Source organism: Xanthobacter sp. DMC12 (assembly GCF_056314105.1).
In genome coordinates, this window is the sequence record NZ_JBQUYZ010000004.1 from 134,287 (window position 1) to 160,986 (window position 26,700).

The 26,700-nt window shown below is 69.2% G+C and carries 25 protein-coding genes; 13 read left to right on the plus strand and 12 right to left on the minus strand.

Going from position 1 to position 26,700, the window contains the following annotated elements; all coding sequences use genetic code 11:
- Positions 1-204: 204 nt before the first annotated feature.
- A complete protein-coding gene (locus ACT535_RS16140) occupies positions 205-1,350 on the plus strand; it encodes a cupin domain-containing protein (RefSeq protein ID WP_476365194.1) in 1,146 nt (381 codons plus the stop codon).
- Between the two features lie 6 nt (positions 1,351-1,356).
- Here the strand turns inward: ACT535_RS16140 and ACT535_RS16145 are convergent, their stop codons facing one another.
- The 7 genes from ACT535_RS16145 to soxY form a co-directional block, all read right to left on the minus strand.
- Positions 1,357-2,628: an FCSD flavin-binding domain-containing protein gene (locus ACT535_RS16145; protein WP_476365195.1), complete on the minus strand. Its 1,272-nt coding sequence runs from the start codon at positions 2,626-2,628 to the stop codon at positions 1,357-1,359.
- A gap of 4 nt (positions 2,629-2,632) precedes the next feature.
- Positions 2,633-3,154: a DsrE family protein gene (locus tag ACT535_RS16150; RefSeq protein ID WP_029555570.1), complete on the minus strand. Its 522-nt coding sequence runs from the start codon at positions 3,152-3,154 to the stop codon at positions 2,633-2,635.
- 108 nt (positions 3,155-3,262) lie between these two features.
- Complete coding sequence (locus ACT535_RS16155; RefSeq protein WP_476365196.1) at positions 3,263-4,036, minus strand: c-type cytochrome; 774 nt, start codon at positions 4,034-4,036, stop codon at positions 3,263-3,265.
- On the minus strand, positions 4,020-5,333 hold the full coding sequence (gene soxC / locus ACT535_RS16160; RefSeq protein WP_476365197.1) for a sulfite dehydrogenase: 1,314 nt from the start codon (positions 5,331-5,333) through the stop codon (positions 4,020-4,022). Before soxC ends, ACT535_RS16155 begins: the two co-directional genes overlap by 17 nt.
- Positions 5,334-5,410: 77 nt before the next feature.
- Positions 5,411-7,105, minus strand: coding sequence for a thiosulfohydrolase SoxB (gene soxB, locus ACT535_RS16165; protein WP_476365198.1), 1,695 nt, complete (start codon positions 7,103-7,105; stop codon positions 5,411-5,413).
- Between the two features lie 97 nt (positions 7,106-7,202).
- Complete coding sequence (soxZ, locus tag ACT535_RS16170) at positions 7,203-7,532, minus strand: thiosulfate oxidation carrier complex protein SoxZ (protein ID WP_024280673.1); 330 nt, start codon at positions 7,530-7,532, stop codon at positions 7,203-7,205.
- Positions 7,533-7,619: 87 nt separating this feature from the next.
- Positions 7,620-8,108: a thiosulfate oxidation carrier protein SoxY gene (gene soxY / locus ACT535_RS16175; RefSeq protein ID WP_476365199.1), complete on the minus strand. Its 489-nt coding sequence runs from the start codon at positions 8,106-8,108 to the stop codon at positions 7,620-7,622.
- 255 nt (positions 8,109-8,363) lie between these two features.
- Between soxY and soxA the strand changes: the two genes are divergently transcribed.
- Both soxA and soxX read left to right on the plus strand, forming a co-directional pair.
- Positions 8,364-9,194: a sulfur oxidation c-type cytochrome SoxA gene (gene soxA / locus ACT535_RS16180; RefSeq protein WP_476365200.1), complete on the plus strand. Its 831-nt coding sequence runs from the start codon at positions 8,364-8,366 to the stop codon at positions 9,192-9,194.
- Between the two features lie 14 nt (positions 9,195-9,208).
- The gene (gene soxX, locus ACT535_RS16185; protein WP_476365201.1) at positions 9,209-9,835 is read left to right on the plus strand and encodes a sulfur oxidation c-type cytochrome SoxX; all 627 of its coding nucleotides are present in this window, start codon (positions 9,209-9,211) and stop codon (positions 9,833-9,835) included.
- Positions 9,836-9,871: 36 nt separating this feature from the next.
- On the opposite strand, the gene ACT535_RS16190 is transcribed toward soxX, so the two are convergent.
- Together ACT535_RS16190 and ACT535_RS16195 are read right to left on the minus strand one after the other, a co-directional pair.
- Positions 9,872-10,438 (minus strand): SoxW family protein, encoded by a 567-nt coding sequence (locus ACT535_RS16190; RefSeq protein WP_476365202.1) that lies wholly within the window; start codon positions 10,436-10,438, stop codon positions 9,872-9,874.
- A 9-nt stretch (positions 10,439-10,447) separates the two neighbouring features.
- A complete protein-coding gene (locus ACT535_RS16195; RefSeq protein WP_476365203.1) occupies positions 10,448-11,173 on the minus strand; it encodes a cytochrome c biogenesis CcdA family protein in 726 nt (241 codons plus the stop codon).
- A gap of 116 nt (positions 11,174-11,289) precedes the next feature.
- On the opposite strand from ACT535_RS16195, the gene ACT535_RS16200 reads away from it, so the two are divergent.
- From ACT535_RS16200 to ACT535_RS16210, 3 genes are all read left to right on the plus strand, one after another.
- Positions 11,290-11,670, plus strand: a complete 381-nt coding sequence (locus ACT535_RS16200; RefSeq protein WP_168459548.1) for a thioredoxin fold domain-containing protein — start codon at positions 11,290-11,292, stop codon at positions 11,668-11,670.
- A gap of 32 nt (positions 11,671-11,702) precedes the next feature.
- A complete protein-coding gene (locus ACT535_RS16205) occupies positions 11,703-12,074 on the plus strand; it encodes an ArsR/SmtB family transcription factor (protein ID WP_024280680.1) in 372 nt (123 codons plus the stop codon).
- A gap of 80 nt (positions 12,075-12,154) precedes the next feature.
- Positions 12,155-13,261: a YeeE/YedE family protein gene (locus ACT535_RS16210; RefSeq protein WP_476365204.1), complete on the plus strand. Its 1,107-nt coding sequence runs from the start codon at positions 12,155-12,157 to the stop codon at positions 13,259-13,261.
- A 9-nt stretch (positions 13,262-13,270) separates the two neighbouring features.
- On the opposite strand, the gene ACT535_RS16215 is transcribed toward ACT535_RS16210, so the two are convergent.
- Complete coding sequence (locus ACT535_RS16215) at positions 13,271-14,161, minus strand: alpha/beta fold hydrolase (RefSeq protein WP_476365205.1); 891 nt, start codon at positions 14,159-14,161, stop codon at positions 13,271-13,273.
- A 63-nt stretch (positions 14,162-14,224) separates the two neighbouring features.
- Positions 14,225-14,806, minus strand: coding sequence for a TetR/AcrR family transcriptional regulator (locus ACT535_RS16220; RefSeq protein ID WP_168459544.1), 582 nt, complete (start codon positions 14,804-14,806; stop codon positions 14,225-14,227).
- A gap of 236 nt (positions 14,807-15,042) precedes the next feature.
- Here ACT535_RS16220 and ACT535_RS16225 point away from each other — a divergent pair, with 236 nt between their 5' ends.
- From ACT535_RS16225 to ACT535_RS16235, 3 genes are read left to right on the plus strand one after another with little or no spacing between them, the layout of a single operon-like run.
- Complete coding sequence (locus ACT535_RS16225) at positions 15,043-16,197, plus strand: efflux RND transporter periplasmic adaptor subunit (RefSeq protein ID WP_476365206.1); 1,155 nt, start codon at positions 15,043-15,045, stop codon at positions 16,195-16,197.
- A 14-nt stretch (positions 16,198-16,211) separates the two neighbouring features.
- The gene (locus tag ACT535_RS16230) at positions 16,212-17,270 is read left to right on the plus strand and encodes an efflux RND transporter periplasmic adaptor subunit (protein ID WP_476365448.1); all 1,059 of its coding nucleotides are present in this window, start codon (positions 16,212-16,214) and stop codon (positions 17,268-17,270) included.
- Entirely contained in the window at positions 17,267-20,368 is a 3,102-nt protein-coding gene (locus tag ACT535_RS16235) for an efflux RND transporter permease subunit (protein WP_476365207.1), read from the plus strand. Before ACT535_RS16230 ends, ACT535_RS16235 begins: the two co-directional genes overlap by 4 nt.
- Before the next feature lie 22 nt (positions 20,369-20,390).
- Here ACT535_RS16235 and ACT535_RS16240 read toward each other — a convergent pair whose 3' ends face one another.
- Positions 20,391-21,512, minus strand: coding sequence for a linear amide C-N hydrolase (locus ACT535_RS16240; protein ID WP_476365208.1), 1,122 nt, complete (start codon positions 21,510-21,512; stop codon positions 20,391-20,393).
- Between the two features lie 227 nt (positions 21,513-21,739).
- On the opposite strand from ACT535_RS16240, the gene ACT535_RS16245 reads away from it, so the two are divergent.
- From ACT535_RS16245 to ACT535_RS16260, 4 genes are read left to right on the plus strand one after another with little or no spacing between them, the layout of a single operon-like run.
- Complete coding sequence (locus ACT535_RS16245; protein WP_476365209.1) at positions 21,740-22,063, plus strand: YtcA family lipoprotein; 324 nt, start codon at positions 21,740-21,742, stop codon at positions 22,061-22,063.
- A gap of 3 nt (positions 22,064-22,066) precedes the next feature.
- Positions 22,067-23,116: a multidrug transporter subunit MdtN gene (gene mdtN, locus ACT535_RS16250; protein WP_168459538.1), complete on the plus strand. Its 1,050-nt coding sequence runs from the start codon at positions 22,067-22,069 to the stop codon at positions 23,114-23,116.
- Positions 23,100-25,037, plus strand: coding sequence for an FUSC family protein (locus tag ACT535_RS16255; protein WP_476365210.1), 1,938 nt, complete (start codon positions 23,100-23,102; stop codon positions 25,035-25,037). The genes mdtN and ACT535_RS16255 overlap by 17 nt, the downstream gene beginning before the upstream one ends.
- Before the next feature lie 4 nt (positions 25,038-25,041).
- Entirely contained in the window at positions 25,042-26,643 is a 1,602-nt protein-coding gene (locus ACT535_RS16260) for a TolC family protein (protein ID WP_476365211.1), read from the plus strand.
- Positions 26,644-26,700: the final 57 nt, after the last annotated feature.

A 26,700-nucleotide genomic window follows, 5' to 3' on the forward strand; every position in this document is an offset into this window, starting at 1 on the left:
CGCGGAGCCGGCGCGGCGAGGGGTCGGCAGGACCTGCATTCGGCTTGGGCAGCAGAAAGTCAAAACATCAGCAAAAGTACAAATAATACGCAGAATGGGGAGACTTTTCGGTCCATATCCCGCCACTTCCGCCCTTCCCGAACTATTCGATTGACGCCACGCATCATCGACAGAATATAGCCTTCGACATCACGGGAGATTGCCATGGGTCTGCAGTCCATCGGTGACTTCAAATGGCCTGGCCTCATGCGACCGGACGGCGCGCGCATCACGCTCAATCGCGACGCCTTCATCGCCATCGATCGCTACAAGGACATCAGCTACGATCCGGTGTACCGGCCGCAGGCGCTCTATCATCGCGCACTGGAAGGCCTCCATGCCAATAACGGCGCCTTCCTGCTGCAGGAGGTCGCGACCAACCTGCCCATCTACCGCGAAGACACGGGGCCCACCGACTTCCACCTGCACCTGCCGCCGGGCGGCTTCCAGCTGGTGCTCGTCACCTCCGGCATGTTCACCTTCGACTATGACGGCAAGGTCCATTACGTGGGGCCGGGCGCGGCGATGCTGCAAAGCGCCATCGTCCACCGCCAGCTCTTCTACACATGGTCGGGTCTCTCGACGGAAGAGAATTTGAAGACCCCGCAGACCGTGGTGCCGGACCCGCTCTGCATGGGCTATTCCGGCAAGTTCCTGGAAGCCTTCATCACCGATCCCTCCACCTTCCCGAACCCCACCGTGGTCGGGCCGCAGGAGATCCGCGAGGACGAGACACCCCGCACCGCGTGGAAACACCCGCTCCACAACCGGCCAAAGGGCGCCGGCTTCTGGGTCCAAGACCCGCTCGCCCTCGACGCGCTGTTCCGTCCCTACCCGGCCGACGCGCTGGGGCCGGTGGCTTCGCCCCTGCCGGTGCATGTGCGCGACCTCGGCATCGAGGTGCCAAGCGGCCATCTCGTCACCGGCCACATCATCGCCACCGACCCGCGCGGCGGCGCGGTGCTGCCCAAGTCGGCGGCGGCGGCCGATGCGGAGGGGCTGGCGAAGGGCGAGGTCGTCGTCTACCGCCTCATTCGAGGCACCGCCGCTTTCGCGGATGGTGCGGGAAAGATGATCGAGCTGGCCACGGGCGACACGGTGACCGCCGGCGCAGGCGCCATCCGGCTTGCGGAGATCGGCGAGGACACGCAGATCCTGCGGCTCGGCCTCCTCAACGGCTTCGATGCGCTGAAGATGTGGACGCCCAACCAGCGGGACGAGATCGACGCCCTCGCCGGCCAGATCATCACCCGCGCCGATTTGCGCTCGGACCGCCTCGCCGGCAGCCCCGTGGGCTATCTCTACGAATAGGCCGGCTCAGCCGAACATGCCGGCGACCATGGCGCGATACCAGTCGGCATTCTCCTCACGCTGGCGGCGGCGCAGGGCCGCCGGCTCGCCGGCGCCTGAGACGGTGCCTTCCACCTCACGGATGCGGCCGTCCTGCGGCCGGTACAGCCCGCTCACCTTCACCGCGTCGTCGGGCGTGATGAGGCTCCAGCAGGTGCTGGCATAGCTGGCCGATGGGGCAGCCTCGCCGAACAGGCCGGAGAGCAGCGCGCGCGCCGCCACCTGCGCCTGGCTTCCCGCGGCGAAGGCGGATTTCGGAATCTCGCCGCCGATGGCGGCATCGCCGATGACGAAGACGGCCGGGTCCATCGTCGAGGCCATGGAACCGGCATCCACCGGGCACCAGCCCGAGGCGTCGGCGAGCCCCGCCTGCCGGGCGATGGCGCCGGCCTTCTGCGCCGGGATCACGTTCACCAGCGCCGCATCGCGATAGGTCTCGAATCCGGTGACGACGGTGCCGGTGGCCGGGTCCACCGAGACGAGGCCGTCGGAAATGTCCGGCGCCATCCATTCCACCATGCCGGGATAGTGGCCCTCCCAGCCTTCCTGGAAGAGGCCCTGCATGGAGAATTTCGGCTTCGGGTCGACGATGACGATGCGCGCCCCGCCGCGCCCCGTGCTCTTCAGCCGATGCGCCATCATGGAGGCGCGCTCATAGGGCGCCGGGGGGCAGCGGAAGGGGTTGGGCGGCGCGATGATGACGATCAGGCCGCCGTCCGGCACCCGATCCAGCCGCTCCTTGAGGATGCGGAGCTGCGCGCCGCTCTTCCAGGCGTGGGGCATGGTCGCTTCGGCGGCGCGGCTCCAGCCGGGCACGCTCTCATAATCGAGATCGATGCCGGGGGAGACGATGAGGCGGTCGTAGGCAAGGCGCCCGCCATCGGCGAGCCGCACCTCCCGCCGTTCCCGGTCGATGGCCTCGGCCCGCTGCGGCACGACACGCACGCCGGCCCGCGCGAGGCCGTCGTAACTGAATTCCAGCGTTGCAAAATCGATGACGCCGCCGAGCCAGAGATTGGAATGGAAAACCGCCACGTAGCGCGGCTCCGGCTCCACCAACGTGACCTCCACGCGGCCATCGCGCAGCAGCGCGCGGGCGGCATTCGCCCCGCCCGCACCGCCGCCCACGATCACCACGCGCGGCTTCCCCTGCGCGGCGACGTGCGGCGCGCAGAGCACTGCCGCCGCGAGCGCCGAACCGCCCAGCAGCGCCCGCCGCGAGACGCCCGCGCGGCTCATGCCGTCAGCCGACTTTAAGGTAGCCGAACCCCTTGCCCTGCAATGCGCCCGCCGTGGCGATGCCGGAGGGCACGAAGGCGATGAAGGCTTCATCGCGCGCCTTCTCCTTGGGCACATGGTTGCGCTCGAAGGTGTAGGCGCAGAGGTAGACCTTCAGCCCGTTCTTGGCGAGGGCGGCGATCTTCTCATTGAGCGTGGGATCGAGGGTTTCCTTCTCCCACATGGTGCCGTTGAGATTGTCGAGGAAGAATTTGATGCCCCCGGCGTGGGCCACCATCACGATCTGCAGGGCGAAGGGGTCCGCGCCGTAGGAGGCGTAGTGGTTGTTGATGTTATTCAGCGTCTGCGCGAACCGGGCATGGTCGCCATAGTCCACGTGGTAGACGCAGGCGGTGTCCGCTTCCTTCTTGATGTCGGCGAGCTGGAGCGACTGCACGGCGGCATGAGCCGACGTCGAGGCCGCAATTGGCGCGGCGCCCGCAAGGGCCATGGTGCCGAGGAAGGCCCGGCGGTCGAACTGGGGCATGGTTTTCTCCCGTCATCGGCGTCTGGCGCGCCGTGTGCCTTCAACTGTGCCACCCGCCGCCCCCGTTCCGCAACGGCGGGGCGGGCGGCGCGCCTCACTCCAGATTCCTCACTCCAGATTTCCTTTGGGCGGATCGCCGTCCGGCGTCACGTTGAGGATCTGCGCGCGGGCAGTGACATGGACCTCGCCGCTGCAGTCCTTCATGCAGGGGTTCTTCTTCCAGAAGGCCTTTTCCGAAGTCTCCCGGTCGTCGTCGTAGAAATTCGCCTCGTTGGGCAGGTCCACCTTCGGGAAATTCTCTTTCGAGAGCACATAGTCTTCGGGCACGAGATCGTTGAGGTTCAGAAGATACGCGACGATGGCGTAGGTCTGATCCGGGGTGAGCGACAGGTTGCTGCCGAAGGGCATGGCCCGGTGCACGTAGTCATAGACCGTGGAGGCATAGGGCCAGAAGGAGCCGATGGTCTTTTCCGGCCGCTCGGACTTCAGGGTGCCGCGCCCGCCGGCCAGCACCGGCCAGCGGCCCGCGCCCTCGCCGAACTCGCCGTGACACTGGGCACAGTTCTGTAGGAACAGCTCCTCGCCCTCCTTGACCGAGCCCTTGCCCGGCGGCAGGCCCTCGCCATCGGCGCGCACGTCGATGTTCCAGGCGGCGATCTCCTCGGGCAGAGCGGGGCGGCCGAGGGCGATGGCCTTGGCGGCGACCGGCGGCGCGGGGGCTGCCGCAGGTACGTTCACCGCCTGCCGGGCCTTGTCGGTGCCGGCCTTCTCGGCCTTCGCCGTGGGCTTTCCGCCCGGCTGCTCCGCCACGGCGACGCCAGCGACGACGAGCCCACCGGCGAGAAGGGTGGCGGCAAGCAGCCTCTCAGCCGACTTCCACATTTTCCGTCTCCCCGTTGGAGCGCACCAGCCAGGTCTGGATGCCGTTGTTGTGGTAGATGGAATTGGTGCCGCGGATGGCCCGCAGCTCCTGCTTGGTGGGCTGCACATAGCCGGTGTCGTCCATGGCGCGGGACTGCACCATCAGCTCCTGCCCGGCCCAGTCGAAATCGAGATAGAAGCGCGTCATGGACATGGGCAGTGCCGGCCCGTCGAGGCGGGCGGTCGTCCAATTGCGGCCGCCGTCCAGCGAGACGTCCACCCGCGCGATGGTTCCGCGCCCGGACCAGGCGATGCCGGTGAGCACGTTCGGCCCCTTGTGCTTCAGGGGCGCCTGCGGGCTCGGGCTCGTCACCACGGATTTCGCATCCATCACGAAGGTGAAGCGGCGGGAGCGGCCATCGGCGAGGAGGTCGGTGTATTTCGACGTCTCCTCCCGCTGCTGCCAGGGCTGGTCGCCGATCTTGAGGCGGCGCAGCCACTTGACCCACATGTTGCCTTCCCAGCCCGGCACCACGAGCCGCACCGGATAGCCCTGCTCGGGCCGGAGCGCCTCGCCGTTCATGCCGAAGGCGACGAGGCAGTCGTCCATGGCCTTTTCCAGCGGGATGGAGCGCGTCATCACCGCCGCGTCGGCGCCCTCGGCCAGCACCCATTTGCCCTTGGGATTGACGCCGGCCATGTCCAGCAGCGTCTTCAGCGGCACGCCGGTGTAGAAGAGATTGTGGATCATGCCGTGGGTGAACTGGCAGCCGTTGAGCTGCGCCCCGCGCCACTCCATGCCGGAATTCGCCGCGCATTCGAGGAAGTAGGCGCGGTTCACCCGGCCGGGCATGCGCTTCAGGTCTTCCAGCGTGAAGACGAGGGGCTTGTCCACGAGGCCATGGATCATCAGCCGATACTTGTCCGGGTCGATCTCCGCCTGTCCGCCGTGGTGCCGCACGAAGCACAGGCCGTTGGGAGTGATGACGCTGTCGAGGGCATAGAGCGGGGTGAAGCTGACCGAGCTCTGCGAGCTGGCGGTGAGCCAAGTCACCTCCCGGCGCACCACGTCCTTCTCGAACACCGAGGGCTTGCCATAGGGGTTCTCGTTGACCGGCGCGCCGAGGGTCTTGGTCCAGTCGGGCACCGGCACGATGTTGGGATCGGGCGTTCCGGCGGCCGGCGCGGCAAGGGCCGCCCCGCCTCCGGCGGCAACGGCGCCCGCGCCTATGCCCGCAAGGTTGAGGAAGCGCCTCCGGGAAAGCGACGGTGTCGCGCCGCTGGCGCGCTCCGTCGGGGGCAGACTGGTGTCGGACATGGCCTCCTCCCTGATATTCTCTTATTCGTAGTTTTGAATATTTTGATCGGAATGCGGTCCTGGGATGGCCGCGCGCCTCATGCGCCGGTCACCTTCACCGAGGCATTGGGGGCGATCTTCACGGACTTGGCGTCGGTCACGTAGCGCTCCACCAGCTCCCACACCGGCGGGCCTTCCACATTCTGGGCGATGGAGGCCCAGCCGGCGACCGTATAGGCCTTGTCGGCCTCCAGCGGCTTGCCGGTCTTCAGGAAGGTGAGGTCGGAGATGCGCTGGCCCGTCCCCTTGGACACGTCGATGGCGTAGCCCACCCCGCCGACGCGCACCATGTCTCCGCCGCCCTGGAAGTAGGGATCGGGATGGAAGATGTTGTCGGCCACGTCCTCCAGCACGTCCTTCAGCTGCCGGCCGGTCATGGTGTTCCGGTAGCAGGCGGGATAGGTGATGGCGGTGGCATTGGCGATCGCGTCGAAGGTGATGGGATCGCCCGGCAAGAGCGTGCCGCCCCAGCGGAAGCCGGGGGAGAGGGCGATTTCCGCGTCGCGCTCCTTCATGATCGCATCGCAGATCATGTCGTCGAACGTGCCGTTGAAATTGCCGCGGCGGTAGAGAAGGCTGTCGGCGCGGCCCAGCTCGCGGGACAGATCCTTGGCATAGGGCGCACGGATGTCGGCGACGAGCTTCGCCATCTCCGGGTCCGGCGTGATGACGTCCGAGAAAACCGGGATGAGCTGGAAGCGATAGCCGGTGACCTTTTTGTCCTTCACGTCGAGGTCGAGGCGGGACACGAACTTGCCGTGGGAGCCGGTGGCCACCAGCAGGGTCTTGCCCACCTCCACCACGCGCGGCATGGCATCGTGCGTGTGGGCGGTGAGGATCACGTCGATGCCCGACACGCGGGACGCCATCTTGCGGTCCACGTCAAAGCCGTTGTGGGAGAGCACCACCACCGCATCGGCGCCGCCGGCGCGGGCGGCGTCCACCTGCTTCTGCATCTCCTCCTCGCGGATGCCGAACTCCCAGTCCGGGATCATCCAGCGCGGGTTGGAGATGGGGGTGCGCGGGAAGGCCTGGCCGATGACGGCGACCTTCGCGCCGCCCTTCTCGAAGGTCTTCGCCGCATCGAACACCGGCTCCTGCCACTCGGCGGAGCGCACGTTCTGGGCGAGGAAGGCGAAGGGCGCCTTCTCCTTGATCTCGGTGACGCGATCCGCGCCGTAGGTGAATTCCCAGTGGCCGACCATGGCGTCCGTGCCGAGGGCGGAGAACACCTTCACCATGTCCTCGCCCTGCGTCTTCAGGGAGGACCAGGAGCCCTGGAGCCCGTCGCCGCCGTCGAGCAGCAGCACCTTGTCCGCCCCGCGCTCGGCCCGGATGGCCTTCACCAGCGTGGCGATGCGGTCCACCCCGCCCATGCGGCCATAGGTGTGGGCAAGCTGGGTGAAGTCTTCCGACGTGAGGGAATAGGCGTCCCGCGTGCCGGCCTTCAGGCCGAAATACTTGAGGAAGGCTGCATCGGTGAGGTGCGGCGGCACGCCCCGCGCGTCGCCCACGCCGAGATTGGTGGAGGGCTCGCGGAAATAGAGCGGCACGAGCTGGGCGTGGATGTCGGTGATGTGCAGGATGGTGAAGGTGCCGGCGTTGCCGAACTTCAGCAAGTCCGCCTGGCTCAGCGCCTGCGCGCCGACCGCCTGCGCCAGCCCCGTGCCGGAGGCGGCGAGCAGGCCGGCGAGGGCCGTTCCGGCGGACAGAAAATCGCGCCTTGAGATCATGGGGCCACGCTTTCTCAGGTCATGGCGGGACCGCCCACCGGATCGCCTGATCCGGCGGCATATCCACCGTCAACGGAACAATGCGAGGGGCGCCGCCTCAGGCGACGGTGAGCTTCGCGGTGGCCTTCTGCTCGGCGCCGCCGTCATCCTTCCAGGTGAAGGTGAACTCGCCGCTCTCCTTCGCCTTGAAAAAGAAGGATTGGTAGGGGTTCGCCGAAATGGAGGTGAACCACTCCGCGGTGAAGAAGGGCTTGCCGTTGAACGCGGCCTGGAAGTTGTTGATGATGTCGCGCGGCACGGTCTTGCCGGCGGCGTCCTTGCGCTGCCCGCTTTCCATCTCGTGCGAAATCAGGGTCTTGATCTCGATGATCTCGCCCGCCTTGGCCTGGGCAGGCACGCGCACGCGCGGCTGGGACTTGAGGGCCATGGGTTTCCTCCGGTTTCTGCTCGGCGGCGGTCTGGCGCGCGCCTGTTCTGTTCTTTTGTGTGTTCGGGCCGTGATTCGACTGTCGGATCAGCCGCCGCAGCCGCCGATGGTGACCTTCACCTGCACCTTGGCCGAATAAAGCTGTCCATTGGACATCTCCGCCACGGCGATGACGTTCTGGGTCTGCGCGAGCCGCATGCGGGTGGAGGCAGAGGCTTTTCCGCTCTCGGGGGTGAAGTGATAGGTCACCACCTGCGGCAGCGGATTGCCGTCGGCGAAGACGTGGACGGACTTCACGAAGTCCGCGTCGGTCATCGGGCTTTCCACATCGATGTTGATGGGCACGACGAGGCCGTTCTCGGCGATCTCCGGCATGTCGAGCTTGATCTTGCCCTCGCCCATGGCCTTGCCGGCGAACAGCTTCTTCATTTCGTCCGCCACCTGCGCCTCGGTGGCGAGCGCCATGCGCGGGGCCAGCACGGCCGCGAACGCGGCGAGGCCCGCGAGCTTCAGCGCGCGGCGGCGTGTCGGGAGGCCGTGCGCGGGCGCAAGGGTGGCGTCGGGGTGGAGCGGCATGCGTTTCCTCCTGGCACGACCGGCGATCGAGCGCCGGCTTTTGGCGTTGTTCTTGTTGAATTTCGTCCCCGCGACGGCGGTGGTCGCCGGGGATCAATTTCACATATTGTGATATCGAATTTTTTGAATGTAAAGTAGCTCCTATCCGCCGATCGCATCCATCTATGAGGGATGGAGCGTCGCAAGTGGATCGCCGCGGCTCAAGGGCTTCACGCAGAAGGCCCCACGCCGCGGACGTCTCGCTGGGGAGGATACATGCGACCCAAAGCCACGCTTCTCACATGCCTGTGCGCCCTTGCTCTGGCGCTCTCACCCCTCGTCACGGCCCGCGCGCAGGACGATGCGAGCGAGAAGGAGATCGAGCGCTACCGCGCCATGATCAACGACCCCATGGCCAATCCCGGCTATCTCGCCGTGGATCGCGGCGAGGCCATATGGGCCGATCCACGCGGCACCAAGAACGTCTCGCTGGAAGCCTGCGACCTCGGCCAGGGGCCGGGCAAGCTCGAAGGCGCCTATGCCGCTCTGCCGCGCTATTTCGCGGATGCCGGCAAGGTGATGGACCTCGAACAGCGCCTCTTGTGGTGCATGGACAAGATCCAGGGCGTGGACATCAAGCCCATCATGGCCAAGCCCTTCTCCGGACCCGGCCGCGGCTCGGACATGGAGGATCTGGTCGCCTTCATCGCCAACAAGTCCAACGGCATGAAGATCGACATCCCGCTCGCCAACCCGAAGGAGAAGGAGGCCTATGCCATCGGCGAGGCGCTGTTCTACCGGCGCTCGTCCATCAACGACTTCTCCTGCTCCACCTGCCACGGCGATCCCGGCAAGCGCATACGGCTCCAGGGCCTGCCGCAGCTCGACAAGCCGGGCAAGGACGCCCAGCTCACCATGGCCTCCTGGCCCACCTACCGCGTCTCCCAGAGCTCGCTCAGGACCATGCAGCACCGGCTGTGGGACTGCTATCGCCAGATGCGGATGCCTCCGCCCGATTATGCGTCCGAAGCCGTCACCGCGCTCACCGTCTTCCTGCAGGCGCAGGCGGCCGGGGGCGAGCTGAACGTGCCGTCCATCAAGCGCTGAGGGGAGGAAGAGCCATGAAGAGAATCATCATCGCTGCGGCGCTTCTTCTCCCGCAGGTCGCTCCCGGAATCGCCCTCGCCCAGCAGATCCCCCCTGCCCCGCCCGCCGTGGTGGACAGGGTGGTGAAGGAGAGCTTCACCAAGCTGCCCGACGGCTGGGCCGCGCGGCTCGTGCCGGACGAGACCATGGAAATCTGCTCGGTCACCCGCAACCAGCCGTCCGCCAAGCAGGCGGAGGCCATCATGGCCCGCGAGGCCAAGACGGTGAAGTATCCGCAGGGCAGCGTTCTGGGGGATTGGAAGAAGGGAGCGGACGTTGCGCAGAACGGGCGCGGCGGCCAGTTCTCCGATCCGCCCGGCACGGTGAGCGGCGGCAATTGCTACGCCTGCCACCAGATGGACCCGAAGGAAGTCAGCTACGGCACCCTTGGCCCCAGCCTCGTCAACTACGGCGCGGACCGGAAATTCTCCGCCGACGATGCGAAAGCCGCCTACGCGAAGGTCTACAACGCGCAGGCCGTCTTCGCCTGCTCACCCATGCCGCGCTTCGGGCACAACGGCGTGCTCAGCGAGGAGCAGATGAAGGACGTGGTGGCCTATCTGTTCGATCCCAACTCGCCGGTGAACAAGCCGGCGAAATGACGAGACCGGCGGGGGCGCTCCGGCGTCCCCGCCCTTTCAGCCCTTGCCCTGCCGGCCCAGCCACGCATCGAAGGGCTCTTTCGCATAGGCGCCTTCCGCCACATAGCGGAACAGGGCGGAGAATTCCGGGCGCGGCAGCAGGCCCGGCATGCGTGCCACCTCCTTCGGCTTCCCATCCACCTCCGCGAAGAACTGGAAGGTGGGCGTGGCGCGGATGCGCTCGCGCTGGCCGAGGGCCTTCTCGCTGAGCTTCGCGCCGTCGAGGAATGTCACCTCCCGCGCGCCGAACAGGTCCAGATGCACGATGTCGAACGCCTCCCGGATGGGCGTCTCGATGGCCGGATCAGCGAAATAGGCGGTGTGCAGCTCCTTGCAATAGATGCAGCCGCGCTGGCTCCACTGCAGCGCGAAGCCCCGCCCCTTCCCGCGCGCGGCGGCGAAGTCTTCCGGCAGGTCGAGGAAGCTGTCCACGTACCAATCTTCCGTATAGAGCCCGTCGTCGCCGAGGTGCGCCTTGGCCTGCGCGGCGGCGGGAACGAGCGCCGCCGCGAGCCCGGCAGAGCCCTGCAAGAGGCGCCGGCGGCTGAGCGTGGGATGTGCCATGGGGTCCTCCTATCCGATGCGGCCGAGGCCGGGCGCGGCGTCAAGCAGCCATTGGGCGATCTGCGGCATGAAGCCGGTCATGAAGGCGATGCCGGTGAGAATGAGCAGCCCGCCCGCGATCTTCTCCACGAGGCCGAGCCGGCTGCGCGCCGCCCGCGTCCAGGCGAGAAACCGCTCGGTGAACGCGGCGGCGATGAGGAAGGGGATGCCGATGCCGGCGGCGTAGATGCCCAGCAGCAGCATCCCCCGCCCCACCGACGCCTCGGCGCCGGCAACGAGCAGGATCGCCGCCAGCACCGGTCCCACGCAGGGCGACCAGCCAAAGCCGAAGGCGAGCCCGACCACATAGGGCCCGATCAGCCCCGCCGGCCGCGCCATCGGCTCCAGCCGCGCCTGCCGGTAGAGCAGCGGGATGCGGACCAGCCCCGTCATGTGCAGCCCGAACACCACCAGCAATGCACCGGAGAGCAGCGTCAGGGTCTCGATATGATCCATCAGCACCCGCCCCAGCGAAGAGGCGGTGGCCCCGAGCAGGATGAAGACGGAGGCGAAGCCGAGGACGAACAGCAACGCCGCGCCGAGCACGCCGCGCCGCGCGGGCGCGCCGTCACTGCCCTCGGTCGCGGCGCTGGCGAGGAAGCCGAGATAGGCCGGCACCAACGGCAGCACGCAGGGCGAGGCGAACGAGAGCAGGCCGGCAAGGAACGCCCCTGCAAGGCTGACATCGAGAGACATGCTCCTCCCCGATCGTGGGAAACCGCGTCTTTGAAGGTGCGCGGATTGGTCCTTGCCCAAGATATATGCGAATGCGATAATATGTCTCGTGAAATCCACGTCGGGATTGTGAATTCATGCGCCCTTCAGCGTGCCTCACGCTCGCAGCCGGCCTCATCGCGGCCGGCCTTTCGGTGTTTCTCGCGCCTGCTGCCTCGGCGCGCGAACTGCTGATGTTCGAGCGCAAGGGCTGCGCCTATTGCCTGAAGTTCGACCACGACGTGGCGCCCATCTACGAGAAGACCGAAGAGGGCCAGCGCGCCCCGCTCCGGCGCGTGGACCTGTCCGACGGCACGCCGCGCGACGTGGTGCTGGCCGCCCCGGTCCGCTTCACGCCCACCTTCGTGCTGGTGGACGAGGGGCGCGAAGTCGGGCGCATTACCGGCTATGCTTCAGATGAAGCGTTCTGGGGCCTGCTCGGCTCCATCGAGGACAAGAGCGCGGGCCCGCGGCCGTGAGGCCGCCCCGCCGGGATTGAGAAGGCAGGCAGATGTCGATCGTTTCCAGGCGCCTTGAGGACGAGCTGCGGGAAGGCCCGGAGATCTCGCCCGAGCTTGACCGCCTCATGCGCAACGCCCGCAAGGCGAGCGACTTCCTCAAGGCGCTCTCCCACGAGAACCGCCTGCTGCTGCTGTGCCTGCTGGCGGAAGGCGAGCGCTCGGTGACGGAGCTGGAGAACATCCTCTCGCTCCGCCAGCCCACCGTCTCCCAGCAATTGGCGCGCCTGCGCCTCGATGATCTCGTCACCACGCGGCGCGACGGCAAGACCATCTATTACAGCCTCGCCAACGATGATGTGCGCCGGGTCATCTCGGTCATCTACGACATGTATTGCGGCACCCCCGCATCGGACGCAAAGTAAGCCTCAGTAAAAATGCGCCGGGCCGGCGACGGGACGTCTCACAAGTCCCGCTCCGGCCATCTCAGGGAGGAAGGCGCGCAATGGATGTTTCAAGCCCCTGGTGGACCGCGCTCGCCGGTCTCGCCGTGGGCGGGGTGGTCGGCTTCGCCGTGTTCCGCGCCCGCCTTTGCACCTTCGGCGCGCTGGAAGACGCCATGGTGGGCCACGACTGGCGCCGCATGAAGGTGTTCGCGCTCGCCCTCGGCCTCGCCGTGCTGGGCACGCAGGCCCTCGCCATGGCCGGCATTCTCAGCCCGGACCGCACGAACTACGTCACCACCGCCCTGCCCTGGCTCGGCATCCTCACCGGCGGCGTGCTGTTCGGCCTCGGCATGGCGCTGGTGGGCACCTGCGCGTTCGGCTCGCTGGTGCGCCTGGGCTCGGGCGACCTGCGCAGCCTCGTCGTGCTGCTGGTGTTCGGCGCCGTCGCCTACGCGACCCTGCGCGGCATCTTCGCCGGCCTCCGGGTGGACGGGCTGGAGCGCGTCGCCCTTCTGCTGCCGGCCGGCACCGCGAGCGACCTGCCCTCCATCATGGGGCGGCTCACGGGCCATGATTTCCGCGGCATCCTCACCGCCGTCGCCGGCGTCGCGCTGGTGGCGCCGGCCTTCGCCGACCGCAGGCTGCGCCGCGCCGGACGGCTGATGACCGCAGGCGTGATGCTGGGCCTCGGCGTGGTGGCCGGCTGGCTCGCCACCACCTGGCTGGTGGACGAGTTCGCCCACCCTACCGCCCCGCAGAGCCTCACCTTCGTCTCGCCGGTGGCGCGCGCCCTCTTTGGCGTGCTGTTCGAGCCCACGAGCCTCGCCGAGTTCGGCGCCGGCAGCGTGTTCGGCGTCGCCCTCGGCGCCTTCGCCGCCGCCCGCCTCGCGGACGAATTCCGCTGGGAGGCGTTCGACGACCCGCGGGAGATGAAGCGCCATCTGCTCGGCGCGGTGCTCATGGGGTCCGGCGGCATCCTCTGCGGTGGCTGCACCATCGGGCAGGGACTCACGGCCGGGTCCCTCTTCGCCTTGTCCTGGCCGCTCGGGGTGGCGGGCATGGCGGTGGGCGCGCGGCTCGGCATCGCGCTGCTGATGGAAGGCTCCCTCACCGGCTTCGTGCGCCAGAGCGTGGCCGGCCGCTTCGGCTTCCACAACAAGCCCTGAGGGCGCGCGCTACCGCGCGGACCGCGCCAGACGCACGATGGCATCCGCCACCCTCGCGTGGAGGCTCGCCGGCAGATGGTGGCCCATGCCCTCGATCAGCAGGAATTCGGCGCCGGGGATCGCGGCGGCGGTGTCGGCGCCGCAGGCCGGCGGGATCAAGGGATCGCACGCGCCGTGGATGACCAGCGCGGGCACGCCGATGGTCGCGAGCCGGGCGCGGCGGTCCCCGGCCACGACCATGGCGGCGAGCTGCCGTCCTGCTCCGGCGGGATCATGGCTGCGCTTCGCCTCCTCCAGGACAAGGCGGCGATGGACCGCTTCGTCCACCGGATGAGCGGGGCCGGCGATGCGCCGGGCGAAGGCGAGGCTATGGGCCAGAAAGCCGGCTTCGTCGCGAGCCGGATCGGGCGCCGGGCGCAACATCAGCGCCATCACGTCCGGCTCGGCCTGCGGCAGCGTCGGATTGCCGGTGCCGGACATGATGGAGGTGAGCGACAGCACCCGTCCGGGATGCTCGCTCGCCATGATCTGCGCAATCATGCCGCCCATGGACAGGCCGACCACATGCGCTTGGGGAATGGCGAGGGCATCCAGCAGGCCCACCGCGTCGGCCGCCATGTCGAGGAGGGTATAGGGCACCTCCAGCTGCCGCCCCGCCCTCAGCGCGGCGATGAGCGCGCCGAGGTCCGGCGGCGGGTGGTGGCCGAGATGGGTGGAGCCGCCGGCGTCGCGATTGTCGAAGCGGATCACGCGAAAGCCGTGCCCGGCAAGGGCGGCGCAGAACGGGTCCGGCCAGCGGAGCCTCTGCACGCCGAGGCCGGCGATCAGCAAAATCGCGTCGTCCGCGGAGCCGAAGCTGTCATAGGCGAGATCGAGGCTGTTGGCCGTCGCGAGGGTCATAGCGCAGTCCGTGAGACACGCCCCAATTAAGACCCGGATAAATTTACGTCAATATTACCCGGATTAAATTTTCGGATTTCCTTGCCCCAGGACCACCGCCAGCGCATCGGCGAGACCGCGCTCCAGGGCGCCGCCCGGTCCTTCCGTCAGATCCGGAAGCTCCAGCACGTCGCGCAGGATGCCGAACCCCATCAGCAGCGCTGCCGCCAGCGCCGCGCGCTGCGTGGCGTTGGCGTCAAGCTGCGTGCCCAGCGGCGCCACGAAGTCCTCGATCACCACCGCGCGCAGCACCGCCGCCGCCTTCGGGCTGGTCAGGGAGTGGAGCAGGATGCCCATCGGCCCGGCCTCGCAGTCCGCGTCTGCCTTGGATTTGGACACAACATGGGCCGCCAGCATGCGGGCCGGATCGGTGCCGAGATCATCGAGGAACGTCTCGGTCTGCATCGCCCGCTTCACAGCGGCATGGAACAGCTGCTCCTTGGAGCCGAACGCACGATGCACATAGGCGACATCCACGCCGGCGTCGGCCGCGATCTCGCGCAGTCCGGTCTCGTCGTAGGACTGCCGCGAGAACCGCGCGACGGCAGCCGCGAGGATTCTCTCCCGCCCGGGCGCGGGCGCCGAGCTGTCACGCGGTTTGGTCATCACATCCGTCCTCGTCCGGTCTTGAGGCGTAGGAGGCCACGGGCAAGAGGTCAACAGCTGTTGACTTCCGCCCGCCGGCTGATCTAGATGGATAGCAGAACCGAGGGGCGCGAGGTTCCGCAGTGGAGATTTCCATGCCTATGCACCGGCGCGCGCCCTTCAGACAGATGCCCGCTCGACATTCGCCAACCGGCTGCGCCGTGCCCCGGTTCCCGAACAGGACGGCCTGATCCCCCATGCACGCCTTCTATCGTGACCCGGCGGCAAACGCCGGAGCGGGCGCCCGTTCGCCTGCGCGACGGCCGACGGCCGCACTGATCTCGGTCTTTGCCCTGGCGGGCCTGCTCGCCGCCTGCGACGGGGAAGCAACGCCCCGCAAAACGCCGGAGGCCGGGCGGCCCGCTATCTTCGTCCGGGCCACGACCGTGGCGATGACGGACCGCGCGACCTCCGCCTCGCTGACCGGGGACGTGGAGGCCAAGGTGCTCACCCAGCTCTCCTTCCGCGTCGGCGGTCGGGTCACGGAACGGCTGGTGGACGTGGGCGCGCACGTCGCGGCCGGCGATCTCCTGGCGCGCATCGACCCCACCGAGCAGCAGGCCGACCTCGACGCCGCGACGGCCGCCGTCGCCGCCGCCGAGTCCCGGCTGCGCGTGGCCAATGCCAATTTCGATCGGCAGGCGACCTTGCTCGCCAAGGGCTACACCACCCGCTCCACCTACGATCAGGCCACCGAGACGGCCGGCGCGGCGGAAAGCGCGCTGGAGACCGCGCGGGCCCAGCTCGGCACGGCGCGCGATGCGCTGGGCTATGCCGAGCTGCGGGCCGGCGCGGCGGGCGTCATCACCGCGCGCACCATCGAGGTGGGGCAGGTGGTGCAGCCCGCACAGGCGGCGTTCACTTTGGCCGAGGACGGCACGCGCGACGCGGTGTTCGACGTCTACGAAACCTTCTTCCGCAACCGCGACGCCGATCGCATCAAGGTGGCGCTGGTCTCCGATCCCAAGGTCGCCGCGCAAGGGCGCGTTCGGGAGGTCTCGCCCGTCATAGACGCGAGCAACGGCACGGTGCGGGTGAAGGTGGCCATCGATGCGCCGCCCGATGCCATGGCCCTCGGCAGCCCGGTGACCGCCACCGTGACGTCGAAGGCACGGCCGCGCATCGTCCTCCCCTGGAGCGCGCTGGCGTCCGAGGGCGCGGACCCGGCCGTCTGGCGGATCGATCCGAAGACCCGCGCGGTTTCCCTCGCAAGGGTCGCCGTGGACGCCTTCGAGACCGGCTCCATCGTCATTTCCTCCGGCCTCGCGCCGGGAGACATCGTGGTCGTGGAGGGCGCCAAGCGCCTCAGCACCGGCCAGACCGTCGACTACACCCTGGAGAGCGGCTCGTGAGACACGCCCATCTGATGCTGGCGCTCGCCGCAACGGCTGCCCTCGCCGGCTGCGGCGAGCAGGCGGCCGCCCCCGCCGTTCCGCCCCGTCCCGTGCTCACGGCGGTGGTGCAACCCCTGTCGCGCGATGGGCTCGAAGTGGTGGGCACCATCGAGCCGCAGGTGCAGACCGAGCTGAGCTTCCGCGTGCTGGGGCGGCTGCTCGTGCGGTCGGTGAACGTGGGCGATGTGGTCGCGAAGGATCAGGTCGTCGCCGCCATCGACGACACCGCCCTGAAGCTCGCGGTGCGCTCCGCCCTCGCGGAGGTGGCCAACGCCCAGGCCCAGCTCACCAATGCGTCCGGCACGGAGCAGCGCCAGCGGACCCTGCTGGAGACCGCCGCCACCAGCCGCGCGACATTCGAGACCGCCGAGCAGAGCCGCGCCGCCGCCGAGGCCTCTGTGGCCCGCGCCCAGGCGAACCTCGTCAAGGCGCGCGAGCAGCTGGCCTATGCCCAGCTGAAGGCCGAGTTCGCCGGCGTCGTCACGGCGGTGGGCGCGGAGGCCGGGCAGGTGGTCTCCCCCGGGCGCAGCGTCGTCACCATCGCGCGGCCCGACGTGCGCGAGGCGGTGGTGGATATCGGCGAGGACTTCATCGGCGACGTGCGGATCGGGTCGCCGTTCCAGGTCAGCCTTCAGCTCGACGGGGCGCCGACCGCGACCGGCCGGGTGCGCGAGATCGCCCCCCAGGCCGACAGCGTGACCCGCACCCGCCGCGTGCGCATCACCCTCGACCATCCGCCCGAGGCGTTCCGGCTCGGCAGCACGGTGGCGGCGCGACCGGCCGGCGATCTTGCCGCCGACCTGTTCATTCCCGGATCGGCGGTCTTCACCCGCGACGGCAAGGCCTTCGTCTGGCGTGTCGCAAGCGACGACCGGACGGTGCATGCGCAGGAAGTCGCCGTTTCTGCCACCACCGGTGACCGAACCCGCGTGACCGGCGGACTGGCCGTGGGAACGCGCCTCGTGACGGCCGGCGTCCACAGCCTGTCCGAGGGCCAGAAAGTGCGTCTAGAGCAGGATGCCCAGCCGTGAAGTCGTTCAACCTGTCCGACTGGGCGCTCGAGCACCGCTCGCTCGTCTGGTACTTCATGCTCGCCTTCGTGCTCGCGGGCTTCCTGTCCTACCTGCAGCTCGGCCGCGAGGAGGACCCCGCCTTCACCATCAAGACCATGGTGATCCAGGCGCAATGGCCCGGTGCCTCGGCGGAGGAGATGACCCGGCAGGTCACCGAGCGCATCGAGAAGAAGCTCGAGGAGCTTGAGGCGCTGGACTACACCCGCAGCCTCACCGTGCCGGGCCAGACCACCATCTTCGTGAACCTGCGCGACACCACCAAGGCGCGCGACGTGGTGCCCACCTGGCTGCAGGTCCGCAACATGGTCAACGACATCCGCGGTACGTTCCCGCAGGGGGTGACGGGGCCGCAGTTCAACGACCGGTTCGGCGACGTCTACGGCAACATCTACGCCTTCACCAGCGACGGCCTCACCCAGCGCCAGCTGCGCGACCGGGTGGAGGAGGTGCGCGCGGAGGTCCTCACCGTGCCCAACGTGGGCCGCGTGGACATCATCGGCGCGCAGGACGAGGTGATCTTCCTCGAATTCTCCACCCGCAGGATGGCTGCGCTCGGCATCGACCAGCGCGCCGTCCTCACCGCGCTCCAGGCACAGAACGCGCTGGTGCCCTCGGGCGTGCTGCAGGCCGGGCCGGAACGCATCGCCGTGCGCGTCAACGGGCAGTTCACCTCCGAGGAGAGCCTCAAGGCCATCAACCTCAGGATCAACGGCCGCTTCTTCCCCCTCACCGACATCGCCACCATCCGGCGCGGCTATGTGGACCCGCCCCAGTCGCTGTTCCGCTTCAATGGGGAGCCGGCCATCGGCCTCGCCATCGGCATGAAGGCCGGCGCCAACCTGCTGCAGTTCGGCGAGGCGCTGAAGGCGGAGATGGCGCGCATCGAGGCCGACCTGCCGGTGGGCGTCGGCGTGCATCTCGTCTCCGACCAGCCGCAGATCGTGGAGGAGGCCGTGGGCGGCTTCACCCGCGCCCTGATGGAGGCGGTCATCATCGTGCTCGCCATCAGCTTCGTCAGCCTCGGCCTGCGTGCCGGGCTGGTGGTGGCGATCTCGATCCCGCTGGTGCTCGCCATCACGTTCCTGGTGATGGCCTATTCCGGCATCTCGCTCCAGCGCATCTCGCTCGGCGCGCTCATCATCGCCCTCGGCTTGCTGGTGGACGATGCCATGATCGCGGTGGAGATGATGGTGGCGCGGCTGGAGGCCGGCGACACGCTCAGGAAGGCCGCCACCTACGTCTACACCTCGACGGCGTTTCCCATGCTGTCGGGCACGCTGGTGACGGTGGCGGGCTTCATCCCCATTGGCCTCAACAATTCCAATGCGGGCGAATTCACCTTCACCCTGTTCGTCGTCATCGCCGTGTCCCTGCTGGTGTCGTGGCTGGTGGCCGTGCTGTTCACGCCTCTTCTTGGCGTCGCCATCCTGCCCAAGAGCCTGCCGCATCATCAGGAAGGCGGCGGCCGCTTCGCCCGTGCCTTCGCCGCGATCCTGAAGCGGGCCATGCTGTGGCGCTGGGCCACCATCGGCATCACGATCCTCGTCTTCATCCTGTCCCTCGCCGGCATGGGCCTCGTGCAGCAGCAGTTCTTCCCGTCCTCCGACCGCCGGGAGCTGATCGTCGACTGGAACCTACCGCAGAACGCCTCCATCGCCGAGACCAACGCCCAGATGGCGCGCTTCGAAAAGGAGGTGCTGAAGGGCAATCCCGACATCGACCACTGGTCCACCTATGTGGGCACGGGCGCCCCGCGCTTCGTGCTGCCGGTGGACGTGCAGCCGGCGGACGTGGCGTTCGGCCAGACCATCATCGTCACCAAGGGGCTGGAGGAGCGCAACCGGCTCAAGGGGCAGTTCCAGGCCTATCTCGACAAGGCCATGCCGGGCACCGACGCCTTCGTGCATTTCCTCGACATCGGCCCGCCGGTCGGCCGCCCGGTGCAGTACCGCGTGAGCGGGCCGGACATCCAGCAGGTGCGCAGCTATGCCCTCGCCTTCGCCGGCGTCATGCGCGGCAACCCGCACCTCGGCAACGTGGTGTTCGACTGGATGGAGCCCGCCCGCGTCATCAAGGTGGACGTGCTGCAGGACAAGGCGCGCCAGCTTGGCGTCACCTCCGAGGACATTGCCGGCGCGCTCAACGGCGTGCTGGACGGCACGTCCATCACCCAGGTGCGGGACGACATCTATCTCGTGACCGTGCTGGGCCGCGCCACTGCGCAGGAGCGCCAGTCCATCGAGACCCTGCGCGACCTGCAGCTGCCCGGCTCCGGCGGACGCTCCGTGCCGCTCGCGGCGGTGGCGACCCTGCGCTACGAGATCGAGCAGCCCACCATCTGGCGCCGCTCTCGGCTGCCGACCATCACGGCGAAGGCCGGCATCATCGATGCCGCGCAACCGAACACGGTGGTGGAGCAGCTCACCCCCGCCGTCGCCGCCTTCAACGCGAAGCTGCCGCCCGGCTATCGCGTCGTCATCGGCGGCGCGGTGGAGGAGAGCCAGAAGAGCCAGGCGCCAATCCTCGCGGTAATGCCGCTGATGCTGTTCATCATGGCCACCATCCTGATGATCCAGCTGCAGAGCTTCCAGCGGCTGGTGCTGGTGTTCGCCGTCGCGCCGCTGGCGCTCATCGGCGTCGTCGCCGCGCTGGTGCCGAGCGGTGCGCCGTTGGGCTTCGTCGCCATCCTCGGCGTGCTGGCCCTCATCGGCATCCTCATCCGCAACTCGGTGATCCTGATCGTGCAGATCGAGCATCTGCGCGCCGAGGGCCGCCCGCCGTGGGACGCGGTGCGGGAGGCGACGGAGCACCGGATGCGGCCCATCCTGCTGACCGCCGCGGCGGCGAGCCTCGGCCTCATCCCCATCGCCCGTGAGGTGTTCTGGGGGCCCATGGCCTACGCCATGATGGGCGGCATCATCGTGGGAACGGTGCTGACGCTGCTGTTCCTGCCGGCGCTCTATGTCGCGTGGTTCCGCATCCCCGCCCCGAAGGCGGGGGACGATGCGGCCGCGGCGGGGCCTGCCCCCGCCGCCCACGCCGACAGCCCGGCCTGAACGGCGGCGACAGCCGTCCGGCTCAGGCGGCGGACGGCTGCGCGGCCTTCAGGGCGTCGGTCGCGTCCACGGGCAGCGCCGACAGCCGCGCCAGCGGCAGCACCCGCGGCGTCGCCGTGCCCGCGAGCGCGGCAAGGTCGAAGCGGGTGAAGTTCATGCCGGCATAGTCGCGCACGAAGAACAGGCGCCGGTCGAGATCCGACAGGCTGGTCCAGGAGGTGAACTCGGTGGCGTAGGGCCGCGCGCCGTCCTCTTTCAGCCCCGCCACCTCCATGTGGCCGCCGCCCGCCCCCGGATAATCGATGGAGACGCCCCGCGGGCGGTCGAAATTGTTCATCACATGGGCGAGCGCGCTCACCGCCCCATCGGGCGTGTCCGCCGGCTCGGCGAACTGCGCATAGTAAACCGCCCGCACGAAGCGCCCGACCGAGGTGCTGGACGAAGGCAGGCCGGCCGTGGCGATGCCGGAATCCGGCTGGCGGGCCGCATAGCCGCCGAAGGTCGCGGCCGGGCGGTCCACGTTGCTGAGGAAGGTGTAGTTGTCGAGATTGGTCAGGTGCCAGTCGAAGCGGGGGCCGTTGGTCATTACCCGCACGGGGTTGTCGTAAAGCTCCATCGTGCCCTTGTGGAACTCAATCACCAGCGAGGCGCCCGAAGCGTCGTTCACCACATAGTGGAACGGCGACACCGCCCCCTGGAGAATGGCCAGCGCCTCCAGCACGACCGGCTGGCTGCCGAGCGCCGCCTTCACCTCCGCGACGCTCGCGAACCGGCCCAGCACCCAGCTCCCGAGGTCGGAGGCAGCGAGCACCGCGCGCGTCATCTCCACCGCCTGCCCCCGGCCGGCGGCGGACGGATAGGACAGCACGCTGAAGGTGACGCCCGTGTCGTTCAGTCCCTCGACGACCTTCAGGTCCGCGATGCCCAGCGGCGCCTGCGGCGTCGGCACCCGCCCGGGCATGGTGATGGCGAGAAAGGCGTGCTCGACTGCATAGGCCAGCGCCGGATGGCCGGGAACCGCCGAGCGCACCGGGACCCCCGCCGGGAAGTAGGCCAGCTCATAGGGCAGCTCGACCGTCAGTTCGAGCGTGCGGCCGAGATAAGACCGGCCCGCGGCATCCCTGTAGACGAGCGCTGTACACATGCCGGCGTCTCCCCGGAATCGGACGCCCCGCACCGTGCGCGGCCCCGCGCTTGGTCGCACACTTCGCGCCGTGCGCAAAGGCCGCGTACAACCACGCTTCAACGCCTTCCGGGTTTGATTTAGCGTTAAGCTCTTGTTAGGACTTGAAGATGGGACGATGCACGGGAATACCGCTCAAGAGCGGCATCCGTCCCCCGTGCAGGTTCATTGGCGGAGGATCGTCCCAGGTGTCCCATCGATTGATCCGCGACCTCCGCAGGGGCATCGTCCGGCTGAAAAGCCTTCAGGTCCCCGTGTTCGTGACCGCCGTAATCACGGCCTCGGCCCTCGGCGGGTGCGTGCCGGCCGGCGCGCCGTCGATTCCCTTTTTCGGCGCCTTCTTTCCCTCCTGGCTGCTGTGCGCCGGCATCGGCATCGTCGGTGCCGTGCTGGTGCGGGTGGTGCTGATCCGCCTCGGCATCGACGACGTCATCCCGGCGCGCCTGCCCGTCTATGTCTGCGTGGCGGCGGGCATCGGCTTCCTGGTCTCCATCGTCAGCTTCGGGCGATAGGTCGTGGAAAACGCGGACAAGGCCCTCCCCCGGCGCACGGCCGGTGTCGTCGTCAGCCTCGTGGCGGTGGCGGCAGCGGTGGTCTTCGGCTGGCGCTATATCCACACTGCCGAAACCAATCCCCTGTCCCAGGATGCGATCGTCACCGCCGACACGGTGAACGTCTCGGCCGCCGTCCCCGGGCGCATCTCGGTGATCGAGGCGAAGGACAACGGCAGCGTGCGCAAGGATGCGCTGCTGTTCGCGCTCGATGCCACCTCCTACAGGCTGCAGGCCGAGCAGGCCGCCGCTGACCTCAGGATCGCCGAGGCGGCCCTGGCGGACCGGGAGCGGGCCGTCTCGGCCGCACGCTCCAACGCCGTGATCGCGCAGGAGCAGGTGGCGCGCGCCCGTTCCAACCTCGAACTGGCCAGCCAGACTCTCGGCCGCCTCGAAGCGCTGCGGCCCAAGGGCTATGTGAGCGCCCAGCAGGTGGACGACGCCGCCACCGCCAGGCGCGATGCCGAAATCTCGCTCAAGCAGGCCCTGCACCAGCAGGCCGCCGCCGACGCCCTGGTCAGCGACGCCGCAGCCGCAGCCGCTTTGGTGGACGCGCGACGGGCGGCGCTGGGGCTGGCGCAGCGGGCGCTCGCCGATACCGAGGTCCGCGCGCCGTTCGATGGCAAGGTGGTGGGCCTCGCCGTATCGCCGGGCGAGTTCATCATCTCCGGCCAGTCGGTCTTCACCCTCATCAACACCGGCGCTTGGTACGTCTCCGCCGCGTTCCTCGAGACGGAGCTGCCCCGAATCGCCGCCGGCGATTGCGCCACCGTCTATGCCCTGGCGGACCGCGCCCGGCCCATCCGCGGCCGGGTCGAGGGGATCGGCTGGGGCGTGGCGTCGGAAGAACTCATCAAGCTGCCGCGGACGATGCCCATCGTGCCCAAGTCGCTGGACTGGGTGCGCGTCGCCCAGCGCTTCCCGGTGCGCATCCGTCTCCTCGATCCACCTGAGAGCCTCATGCGCATCGGCGCCTCCGCCACAGCGACGGTGCATCATGGCAGCCGCTGCTGACCGGCCGTGGCCGGCCATGGCGCGCCAGGCGTGGCGCGACCTCTTGCCCTTCCCGGACCGGGCCGGGCTGACATGGCGCGTGGCGCTCTTGTGCGCGCTCGTGGCTGCGGTGGCGATGGTCTACAGGGTGCCGGAAGCGGCCATCGGCTGCTACCTCGTCATCTTTCTCGCCCGGCCGGACGGAGCGGAGTGCGTCGGCCAGGGCATCGGCCTCATCATTCTCGCCGGCATCGTCGTGCTCTCCATGGCGCCGCTGATCGCGGCGACGGCGGATGAACCGCTGCTGCGCATCGCCATCCTGGCGCTCCTCTCCTTCGTCTTCGTGTTCCTCGGCGCGGCCTCGCAGCTCGGCGAGACCGGCTCCATCATCGCCCTCGTGATCGTCTTCGTGCTGACCCTGGTGGACCAACTCCCGGCGGGGGAGATCGCCACGCGGGGACTGCTCTATGCGTGGCAGATGGCTGCCATGCCGATGGTGCTGATGATCGTCTTCAACCTCGTGTTCGGCACCTCTCCCCATCGCCTGCTGCGCAGGACGGTGGCGGAACGCCTCGCGGCGGTCGCGGAGGCCCTGTCGCTGCCGCCGGACACCGCGCCGGAACGGCTCGCCGCGCCCCTCGCCGAAGGCATCGACGCCGACGGACAGAAGGTGACGCTCGCCCGCCTGTTCCACACCGCTCCATCCGCCGAGGTGACGTGGCTGTCCGGCGCCGCGCGCACCAGCTACCAATTGCTGCTCGCCGTCGCCGCCCTCCCCTCCGGGATGACGGCGGAGACCCGCGCCGCGCTCGCGGAGCACTGCCGCATGGCCGCCGGGCGCGTGGCTGCCGGCCAGCGGCCGCCGGCGCCGCTGCCCCAAGCCATGCCTGGGGCCGGGCCAGGAAGCCCGCAGGATTCCGCTGCCCAAGCCGCCGTCACGGCGGCGCTCACTGCCCAAGAAGCCGCCGTCACGGCAGCCCTCGCCGGCCTCGCCCGGGACGACGGCGGCACCGACGCGGTGGCCCCGAAGCCCCCCTTCCTCGCCGCCGACGCCTTCACGAATCCGGACTACCAGCGCTATGCCCTGAAGACCACGGCCGCGGCGGTTCTGTGCTACGTGACCTATTCGCTGATCGGCTGGACGGGCATCCACACCGCCATGATCACCTGCTACGTCGCGACGCTGGGGACGACGGCGGAGACCGTCCACAAGCTGGCGCTCCGCATCGCCGGATGCCTGCTCGGAGCCGGGCTGGGCTTCCTGTCCATCCTGTTCGTCATTCCCCATCTGGAATCGGTGGGCGGGCTGATGGCGCTGGTCTTCCTCGGCATCCTCCCCGCGGCCTGGATCTCGGCCGGCAGCGAGCGCATCTCCTACGCCGGGGTGCAGGTGGGGCTCGCCTTCCTCCTCACCATTCTGAATGGGTTCGCACCGAGCCTCGACATGGCGGCGGGGCGGGATCGCATCGTCGGCATCCTGCTCGGCAACCTCGTGGTCTACCTCATCTTTACCGGCATCTGGCCGAAGAGCGCCGTCCTCGACGTCCAGGCCCGCCTGTCGCGAGCGCTGTCCGCGCTGGCACGGCTGGCGGAACGGGAGCCTGCCGCGCGCGCAGAGGCGGTCGACGACGCATCGCTGGTGGAAACCGAGGTGGAGAAGGCCCGGCAGCACCTGCTGCTGCTGCCGTTCGAGCCGGCCTCGCAGCGCCCGGCCCCGTCCCGCATCGCGCGCCTCGACGCCTTGATCGCGGAAGTGCGCGCGGCCCTGCCGGTTCTCCTCTTCGCCGGCGCGCCCTCGGCGGAAACCAAGGCGCTCTTCGCCCGCGCCGCGGAAGACGTGGCGCGGGGCGGCGGCAGCCTCCCCGACACGGGCGACGGCGAGGGCGACCGCGGCGGGTTCGCGGCGCAGGTCCGTCGCATCGAGCGGCTGGCGGCGGGGTGAGGACATGATGCGCCCCCCTCCGCGCCCGCGGCCGACCCCCTTTGCGAGCTTCATCCGCCGCACCCTCCTCCTGCTGGCCTGCATGCTGCTGCCGGCCTGCGCCCTCAACGCGCTCGACAGCGCGCCGGCCGACCCCTCGCAGCCCTGGACGCCCAAGCAGCAGGCCGATGCGCAACCGCCGGCGCCGACGGCGGAGGCAGGGCCCGCCGCCGGGGCCGCATCGGCAGGCGCTCCGGCCTCCCCGCCGGCGCCGAATTTCGCCGTGCCCCCCGAGCCCGCCGCCGCGCTGATGAAGCCGACGCCGGACATCTCCCCGAGCCGGACCTACGGCCTCGCCGAGCTGATCGACCTCGCCCAGAGCCAGAACCCGGCCACCCGCCTCGCCTGGCAGCAGGCCCGGCAGGCGGCGCTGGCGGCCGGCATGGTGGAGGCGACCTACGTGCCCCTCATCACCGCCAATGTGATCGGCGGCTACCAGACGTTCGCCAACCCGCTGCCCCTCACCATCGGCGGCGTCAACCAGGTGCAGAGCACGGTGACCGGCCTGTCGCCGCAGGTGGCGCTGCAGTGGCTGGTGTTCGACTTCGGCCAGCGCAGTGCCCTGCACCAGACGGCGAAGGAGACGTCCAACGCCGCCAACGTGCTGTTCAATGGGGTCCACCAGAAGATCATCTACGATGTCACGCGCAGCTATTTCCTCTACGGCGCCGCGCGCAGCCGGGTGGACGCGGCCAGCCAGACCCTCGCCAACAGCCGCGACATCCTCGATGCGGCGGAGGCACGGCTGAAGAACGGCATCGGCAACACCGTGGAGGTGGCCCAGGCGCGCCAGCAATTGGCGCAGTCGCGCTTCGCCCTGGTGCAGGCCGAGGGGAGTGAGCGGGACGCCTACCAGATCCTCCTCGGGGCCGTGGGGGTGAGCCCGGTCACGCAGATCCGGGTGCGGCCGGCGGCCGGGCGCAGCCTGCCGGAGAGCATCGGAACGCCCACGGAAAAGATGATCGAGGCCGCCCTCGCCCGCCGGCCGGACGTGCTCGCCTCCTTCTCGGCGATGAAGGCGAGTCAGTCGGGCATCGCCGCGGCGCAGGCGGAATTCATGCCGAAGGTCTATCTCAGCGCCGTGGCCGCCACCGGCAATACCAGCCTGTCGGCGTCCGGGCTGCCGAACATCGGACAGATCTCCTCCGCCTCCGGCGTGATGATGGGCGCCACCGTACCCATCTTCGACGGCGGCCTCAGGGCGGCGCAGGTGCAGAATGCGCAGTCCCTCGCCGCGGCGACCGAGGCGACGTTCGACAAGGTGCGGGACACCGCCGCCCGCGAGATCGTTGCCAGCGCCAACACGCTGCGCTCGGCGCTCGCTTCCTACCGGGCGGCGACCGCCCTCGCGGACGCGGCGGCCGTCACCTACGACGCGGCGCTCTCCGCCTACAAGGCCGGCGTCGGCAACATATCGGTGGCCACGGCCGCGGACAGCGGGCTGCTGGTGGCCCGCCAGGCCCGTTCGGATGCCCACGCCGCCTCGCTGGCCGCGGCGGCCAACCTCGCCTTCGTCCTCGGCGCCATGACCTCGCGCGATGTCCCGATGGGGCTCGTGGCCCGATAAGGGTTGCCCGGTGACGATAACCCGGGGCTGAGCGGCCAGCCGGCCCCGGCGGGCGAC